This window comes from Streptomyces sp. NWU339, assembly GCF_003143855.1.
GTDB lineage: Bacteria > Actinomycetota > Actinomycetes > Streptomycetales > Streptomycetaceae > Streptomyces.
In genome coordinates this window covers 364,558-371,416 of sequence record NZ_QFRK01000003.1, presented here as the reverse complement: position 1 = coordinate 371,416, position 6,859 = coordinate 364,558, and the positions used below count along the sequence as shown (strand labels likewise).

The window sequence follows — 6,859 nt, the reverse complement described above, 5'->3', positions numbered from 1 at the left end:
GAATGTCGCCAACACCTAGTTCCCACCGTTTACGGCGTGGACTACCAGGGTATCTAATCCTGTTCGCTCCCCACGCTTTCGCTCCTCAGCGTCAGTAATGGCCCAGAGATCCGCCTTCGCCACCGGTGTTCCTCCTGATATCTGCGCATTTCACCGCTACACCAGGAATTCCGATCTCCCCTACCACACTCTAGCCTGCCCGTATCGACTGCAGACCCGGGGTTGAGCCCCGGGCTTTCACAACCGACGCGACAGGCCGCCTACGAGCTCTTTACGCCCAATAATTCCGGACAACGCTCGCGCCCTACGTATTACCGCGGCTGCTGGCACGTAGTTAGCCGGCGCTTCTTCTGCAGGTACCGTCACTTGCGCTTCTTCCCTGCTGAAAGAGGTTTACAACCCGAAGGCCGTCGTCCCTCACGCGGCGTCGCTGCATCAGGCTTGCGCCCATTGTGCAATATTCCCCACTGCTGCCTCCCGTAGGAGTCTGGGCCGTGTCTCAGTCCCAGTGTGGCCGGTCGCCCTCTCAGGCCGGCTACCCGTCGTCGCCTTGGTGAGCCGTTACCTCACCAACCAGCTGATAGGCCGCGGGCTCATCCTGCACCGCCGGAGCTTTCCGCCGCCGCCCATGCGGGCGGCGGCGGGTATCCGGTATTAGACCCCGTTTCCAGGGCTTGTCCCGRAGTGCAGGGCAGATTGCCCACGTGTTACTCACCCGTTCGCCACTAATCCCCACCGAGGTGGTTCATCGTTCGACTTGCATGTGTTAAGCACGCCGCCAGCGTTCGTCCTGAGCCAGGATCAAACTCTCCGTGAATGCTTCCGGGATGTCCCGGTGACACACACGGGAGCGGAACCGCCGGAGGAATGATCCGGCGGTTCACAGCGTCCTCGCTGTATTTTCTTCAAAGGAACCTCGTCCCGGCCGGACGGCCGGAGACGGGGTATCAACATATCTGGCGTTGATTTTTGGCACGCTGTTGAGTTCTCAAGGAACGGACGCTTCCTTCGTACTCACCCCTGCGGGTTTTCCTCCGGGCGCTTTCCTTCGGTCTTGCGTTTCCGACTCTATCAGATCTTTCCGATCCGATTTCCTCGGGCTTTCGCCTTCCGGGGCCGCACTTTCCGCGTTTCCCTTTCCGGCGGAGCCGACTCTATCAGATCTTCTTTCTCGACCTGACCCCCAGTCAGCGGGGTTTGCCTTCCCGGCCGTTGGGCCGTTCCGACGAGTGAGACTCTAGCGGATTCCTGACTCCCGAGCTAATCGGGGGCCTGCGCCCTTTCGAACGCGGATTCCTCATTCCACGAATACACGCACCAATGACATGACGGCAGACAGAGGACTGCCGTCGAGCAGTTGCGGTACTTGCGGGATGGCTGCCCGGGGACCGACCGGAGTCGGTGCTCACGTCGGACAACTCGGAGAACAGTACGGATCACGCCGGAGCATGTCAACTCGCGCTCCGATCCGCCCCCGCGGGCCGCCTCCAGGGCGTAGCCTGGCCCGCATGACCACGCGTACGTACAGCCAGTTCTGGTGGGCCGCCTGACAGCGGCCGTCCTACGTATGCACTCAACGGCCGCCGCTCAGGTGGCCGTTCTCGTCTCTCCATCCAGGACTCGGAGGCGGCCGGCCGAGGCGGCGGGCACGACCGGGAGACGGAGACGGGAAGAGATGACACGGGTCTTCAGCGGGATCAAACCGACCGGCCATCTGACGCTGGGGAACTACCTGGGGGCCATGCGGCGGTGGGCCGCGGTCGACCAGCACCGGGCGGACGCGCTGTTCTGCGTCGTCGATCTGCACGCGCTGACCGTGGACCACGATCCGGCACGGGTACGCAGACTGAGCCGGCAGGCGGCGACGCTGCTGCTGGCCACCGGGCTGGATCCGGAGTCGTGCACCGTGTTCGTGCAGAGCCATGTCGACGAACACGCCCGTCTGTCGTACCTGCTGGAGTGCGTGGCGACCGACGGCGAGATGCGGCGGATGATCCAGTACAGGGAGAAGGCCGCGCGGGAGCAGCGGCGGGGTGGGAGCGTGCGGCTGTCGCTGCTGACGTATCCCGTGCTGATGGCGGCGGACATCCTGGCGTACGGGACGGACGAGGTGCCCGTGGGTGACGACCAGAGGCCGCACGTGGAGCTGGCGCGGGATCTGGCCGTGCGGTTCAACCAGCGGTACGGGCACACCTTCGTCGTGCCCCGGGCCACGCATCCCGCGGTGGCGGCACGGGTGATGAACCTGCAGGACCCGATGTCGAAGATGGGGAAGAGCGACGACGTCGGGCCGGGGATCGTCTATCTGCTGGACGAGCCGGACGTGGTGCGGAAGAAGGTCGCGCGGGCGGTGACCGACAGCGGGTGCGACGTCGTGTACGACAGGGAGGCGCGGCCGGGGGTGGCGAATCTGCTGGAGATCCTCGCGGCGTGCTCGGGTGGGGACCCGGAGTCGTTGGCCGGTGCGTATGAGTCGTACGGGGCCTTGAAGAAGGACACCGCGGAGGCCGTGCTCGAGGTGTTGGGGCCGGTGCGGGAGAGGCACAAGGAGTTGTGCGCGGATCCCGGCTATGTGGAGGCAGTGTTGCGGGACGGCGCGGAGCGGGCGAGGGGCATGGCTCGGCCGACCGTGGATGCCGCCCACCGGGCGATCGGCCTGCTCCCGGCGGTCGGGGTGTAGCGCGGGTCACCCCGCTCGGCGGGGTGACCGCCAGGGGTCCTGGATGCTCAGTCCTTGGCGCCGGAGGCCAGTTCGCGGCTGCGGTCGCGGGCTGCTTCGAGGGCGGCGATGAGAGCGGCCCGTACGCCGTGGTTCTCGAGCTCGCGGATGGCGTTGATGGTGGTGCCGGCCGGGGAGGTGACGTTCTCGCGGAGCCTCACGGGGTGCTCGCCGCTGTCGCGGAGCATGGTCGCGGCGCCGATCGCGGACTGGACGATCAGGTCGTGGGCCTTGTCGCGGGGCAGGCCGAGCAGGATGCCGGCGTCGGTCATGGCTTCGACCAGGTAGAAGAAGTACGCCGGGCCGGAGCCGGAGAGGGCGGTGCAGGCGTCCTGCTGGGACTCCGGGACGCGGAGGGTCTTGCCGACGGAACCGAAGATCTCCTCGGCGTGGGCGACGTGTTCGGGGGTGGCGTGGCTGCCGGCGGAGATGACCGACATGGCCTCGTCGACCAGGGCGGGGGTGTTGGTCATGACGCGCACCACCGGGGTGCCGACGGCGAGGCGTTCCTCGTAGAAGGAGGTGGGGATGCCGGCGGCACCGCTGATGACGAGACGGTCGGCGGGGACGTGCGGGGCGAGTTCGACGAGGAGGGCGGCCATGTCCTGCGGTTTGACCGTGAGGATCAGGGTGTCGGCGGTCTTGGCGGCTTCGAGGTTGGTGACCGGGGTGACTCCGTGGCGGGCGCGGAGTTCGTCGGCCCGTTCCTGGCGGCGGGCGGTGACCAGGAGGTCCGCGGGGGCCCAGCCGCCGCGGATCATTCCGCTGAGCAGGGCTTCACCGATCTTGCCGGTGCCGAGGACTGCGACTTTCTGAGCCATGGCTGGGGGTGCCTTCCGAGGTGTGCGCGTCGTCCTGGTTCATCCTCGCACTCGGGTGGCCCGGGGATGGGGTGGTGTCCGCTGGGCGGACGGCCGGGTGAGCCGCCCGGGTGGGCGGTCCGTGGTGTCAGGCCGTCCTGCGGCGCAGGGTCGCCGCGCCCAGGGCGAGGACGAGCAGGGCGCAGCCGGTGACGATCAGGACGTCGCGCACGAAGGCGGTGGTCATGTCGGTGTGCATGAGGACCTCGTTCATGCCGTCCACGGCGTAGGACATGGGGAGGACGTCGGAGATGCCCTCGAGGACGGGGTGCATGGTGGCGCGTGCGGTGAAGAGCCCGCAGAGGAGGAGCTGCGGGAAGATCACTGCCGGCATGAACTGGACCGCCTGGAACTCCGAGGCCGCGAAGGCCGAGACGAAGAGGCCGAGGGCCGTGCCGAGGAGGGCGTCGAGCAGGGCCACCAGGAGGAGCAGCCATGGGCTGCCGACGACGTCGAGCCCCAGGAACCAGACCGCCAGTCCGGTGGCCAGGGCCGACTGGACGATCGCGAGCGCGCCGAAGGCGAGGGCGTAGCCGGCGATCAGGTCGCCCTTGCCGAGGGGCATGGCGAGGAGGCGTTCGAGGGTGCCGGAGGTGCGCTCGCGCAGGGTGGCGATGGAGGTGACCAGGAACATCGTGATCAGCGGGAAGACCCCGAGGAGCGAGGCGCCGATGTTGTCGAAGACGCGCGGGCTGCCGTCGAACACGTAGCGGAGCAGGAACAGCATCAGGCAGGGGACGAGCAGCATCAGCGCGATCGTGCGCGGGTCGTGGCGGAGCTGGCGCAGGACCCGGGCCGCGGTGGCGAGGGTGCGGGATGCGTTCAGGGCGCTCGTCGGGGCGGAGGGGCGTGTCGTCGTACGGGGGGTGCTCATCGTGAGGTCTCCTTCGTGCGGCTTGCCGCGACCGCCGCGTCCACCAGGTGCAGGAAGGCGCCCTCGACGGTTTCGGAGCCGGTGCGGGTGCGGAGGGCGTCGGGGGTGTCGTCGGCGAGGATCTCGCCCGCGCGCATGAGCAGGAGGCGATGGCAGCGCTCGGCCTCGTCCATGACGTGGGAGGAGATCAGCAGGCTCGCGCCCCGTTCGGCGGCGATGTCGTGGAAGAGCTGCCAGAGGTCGCGGCGCAGGACGGGGTCGAGGCCGACCGTGGGTTCGTCGAGGACCAGCAGTTCGGGGGTGCCGAGGAGGGCGACGGCCAGGGAGACGCGGCTGCGCTGACCGCCGGAGAGGTTTCCGGCGAGGGCGTCGGCGTGACCGGTGAGGTCGACGTCGGTGATCGCGCGGGTGACGTTCTCGTGGCGGCGGTCGGCGGCCGCTCGGCCCGGGTCGAGGATCGCGGCGAAGTAGTCGAGGTTCTGCCGGACCGACAGGTCGTCGTAGACCGAGGGCGCCTGGGTGACGTAGCCGATGCGGGTGCGCAGGGCGGAGTGGCCCGCGGGGAGGCCGAGGACGTCCAGGGTGCCGGTGACCTTGGCCTGGGTGCCGACGATGGCCCGCATCAGGGTCGACTTGCCGCAGCCGGAGGGGCCGAGGAGGCCGGTGACCTGGCCGCGCGGGACGGTGAAGTCGAGGCCGTGCAGGACGGTGCGGGGGCCTCGGACGACGGTGAGGTCCTGGGCGCGGACGGCGGAGGTGTCGTCGTCCGTGCGCGGGGGGCCGGAGGAGTAATTCATCATGTGATGAATAATCCTCTCGGGGACGGGACACGTCAAGCGGCGGGCGGAAGGCGGGGGCGGCACGGGCTCGACGGGGCCGGGCATGCCGAAGGGACGCGCCGGCGCCTGACATCTGGCATGTCGAGGTCGTCGAACGCGTCCGGGGGTTGTCGGGAGGGGCGGGGCGGGTCCCGTACTGCGGGGGCGGGCCCTACGGGCGGCGGCGCTTCCTGGGGTTTCCGGAGCGGCGGGAGATCCGCCTCTCGTACTGCTCGCGGGCCGTCCGGTACTCCTCGCGGTGGAGCTTCTCGCCGGGGGCCTCGGTGAGGGAACGGAAGAAGTAGGCGAGGAGGGAGCCGACGAAGCCGACGCTGAGCAGGCCGCGGAGGGACCGCTGCCGGTCGGGGTCGGGGCGGCGCTTGAACGCCTCCCAGGTGTGCCCGAACGCGAGGGCGCTGCAGACCGCGAACATCCCGACCGCGAGGATCCCGACGAAACCGCCGACCTCGGCGATCCGAAGGCCCTGGTAGGCGATGCGCAGGACGATGCAGGAGACGGCCGCGGCGGCGAGTGAGCCGACGGCGACGCCGACCCGGCGGACCGCGTAGCCGTTGTCGCGGTCGACCCAGGTCGTGCCGAAGAAGCGGATGGGCTCGGGGCGGGGGCCCGCCGGGGCTCCCGGGGAGCCCGCGGTGCTGTCCGGGGTGCCGTTCTCTGCGCTCACGCATCGATTATGGCTCCGGCTGCACCGCGGGCCCCGGGCGGGCTCCGGGCCGACCCCGAGCGGGCCCGGCGGACCACGAAGGGGCCCCGGGCCGGGTCAGCCGCAGCGCGAGGCCACGTAGCCGTCGCTGCCGGTCAGCACGTACGTGTCCGAGACGTACTCACCGTTGCCGATGTTGTCCCAGATGTTCGACGTGCCGTACGTGCCCGTCACCGTCTCGCCCGGCGTCTGGCAGTAGATCGCGACGCTGGCTCCGGCGGGCAGGACACGCACGAGGTTGTAGTGCGTGCCCGGGCCGCTGCGGACGTTGAGACGGACGCCCGGTGCGACCGGGTAGTAACGGACAGCGGCCTCGGCCGCCGTGCCGAGCACCAGGAGGAAGGCTCCGGTGACACCGGCGAGCAGGACGGATCTGCGTCGTTTCAAGGTCATGCGTACTCCCAGGTGATGGGTGGCGATGGCATCAGGCACAGCGAGATGTGACGTAGCCGTCGCTGCCCGTCTTCACGTAGGCGTCCGAGACGTACTCACCGTTGGCGATGTTGTCCCAGATCTTCGACGTGCCGTACGGGCCCGTGACCGTGGTCCCCGGGGTCTGGCAGAAGATGGGGACCTGTGCCCCCTCCGCCAGGACGCGGACGATGGTGTACCCGGTGCCCGGGCCGCTACGGACGTTGAGACGGACGCCCGGCGCGACCGGGTAATAACGCAGGGCCGCCGTGCTGACGGACTCCGTCTCACTGGTGCCCTCTGCCTCACCGACATGGTCAACTGACATGGAAAGCCTCCCCCGTTGTGCACCCCATGACTGTCATGGGGTGCGTTCCTTCCCCTAAAACACGCCACGCACACCTGTTTCACTTATGGAACACAGATACCAGCAAGCCGCCTCGGTCTCGTACG

General features: G+C 68.9%; 7 protein-coding genes and 1 rRNA gene. 1 reads left to right on the top strand and 7 read right to left on the bottom strand.

All coding sequences use genetic code 11. The features are described 5' to 3' along the window. Positions 1-817: ribosomal RNA gene (locus tag DIZ27_RS06555) — 16S ribosomal RNA — on the bottom strand; the annotation flags it as partial. A gap of 858 nt (positions 818-1,675) precedes the next feature. On the opposite strand from DIZ27_RS06555, the gene trpS reads away from it, so the two are divergent. After that, positions 1,676-2,680: a tryptophan--tRNA ligase gene (gene trpS / locus DIZ27_RS06545; RefSeq protein ID WP_109377316.1), complete on the top strand. Its 1,005-nt coding sequence runs from the start codon at positions 1,676-1,678 to the stop codon at positions 2,678-2,680. Positions 2,681-2,727: 47 nt separating this feature from the next. Here trpS and proC read toward each other — a convergent pair whose 3' ends face one another. The 6 genes from proC to DIZ27_RS06515 form a co-directional block, all read right to left on the bottom strand. Then, positions 2,728-3,540, bottom strand: a complete 813-nt coding sequence (proC, locus tag DIZ27_RS06540; protein ID WP_109377315.1) for a pyrroline-5-carboxylate reductase — start codon at positions 3,538-3,540, stop codon at positions 2,728-2,730. Between the two features lie 127 nt (positions 3,541-3,667). Continuing rightward, positions 3,668-4,453, bottom strand: coding sequence for an ABC transporter permease (locus tag DIZ27_RS06535; RefSeq protein WP_109377314.1), 786 nt, complete (start codon positions 4,451-4,453; stop codon positions 3,668-3,670). Then, on the bottom strand, positions 4,450-5,253 hold the full coding sequence (locus DIZ27_RS06530) for an ABC transporter ATP-binding protein (RefSeq protein ID WP_109377313.1): 804 nt from the start codon (positions 5,251-5,253) through the stop codon (positions 4,450-4,452). Before DIZ27_RS06530 ends, DIZ27_RS06535 begins: the two co-directional genes overlap by 4 nt. Positions 5,254-5,443: 190 nt before the next feature. Continuing rightward, complete coding sequence (locus DIZ27_RS06525; protein ID WP_109377312.1) at positions 5,444-5,956, bottom strand: hypothetical protein; 513 nt, start codon at positions 5,954-5,956, stop codon at positions 5,444-5,446. 96 nt (positions 5,957-6,052) lie between these two features. Beyond that, complete coding sequence (locus tag DIZ27_RS06520; protein ID WP_258308264.1) at positions 6,053-6,388, bottom strand: hypothetical protein; 336 nt, start codon at positions 6,386-6,388, stop codon at positions 6,053-6,055. Between the two features lie 31 nt (positions 6,389-6,419). Then, positions 6,420-6,734 (bottom strand): SH3 domain-containing protein, encoded by a 315-nt coding sequence (locus DIZ27_RS06515; RefSeq protein WP_109377311.1) that lies wholly within the window; start codon positions 6,732-6,734, stop codon positions 6,420-6,422. Positions 6,735-6,859 lie beyond the last annotated feature (125 nt).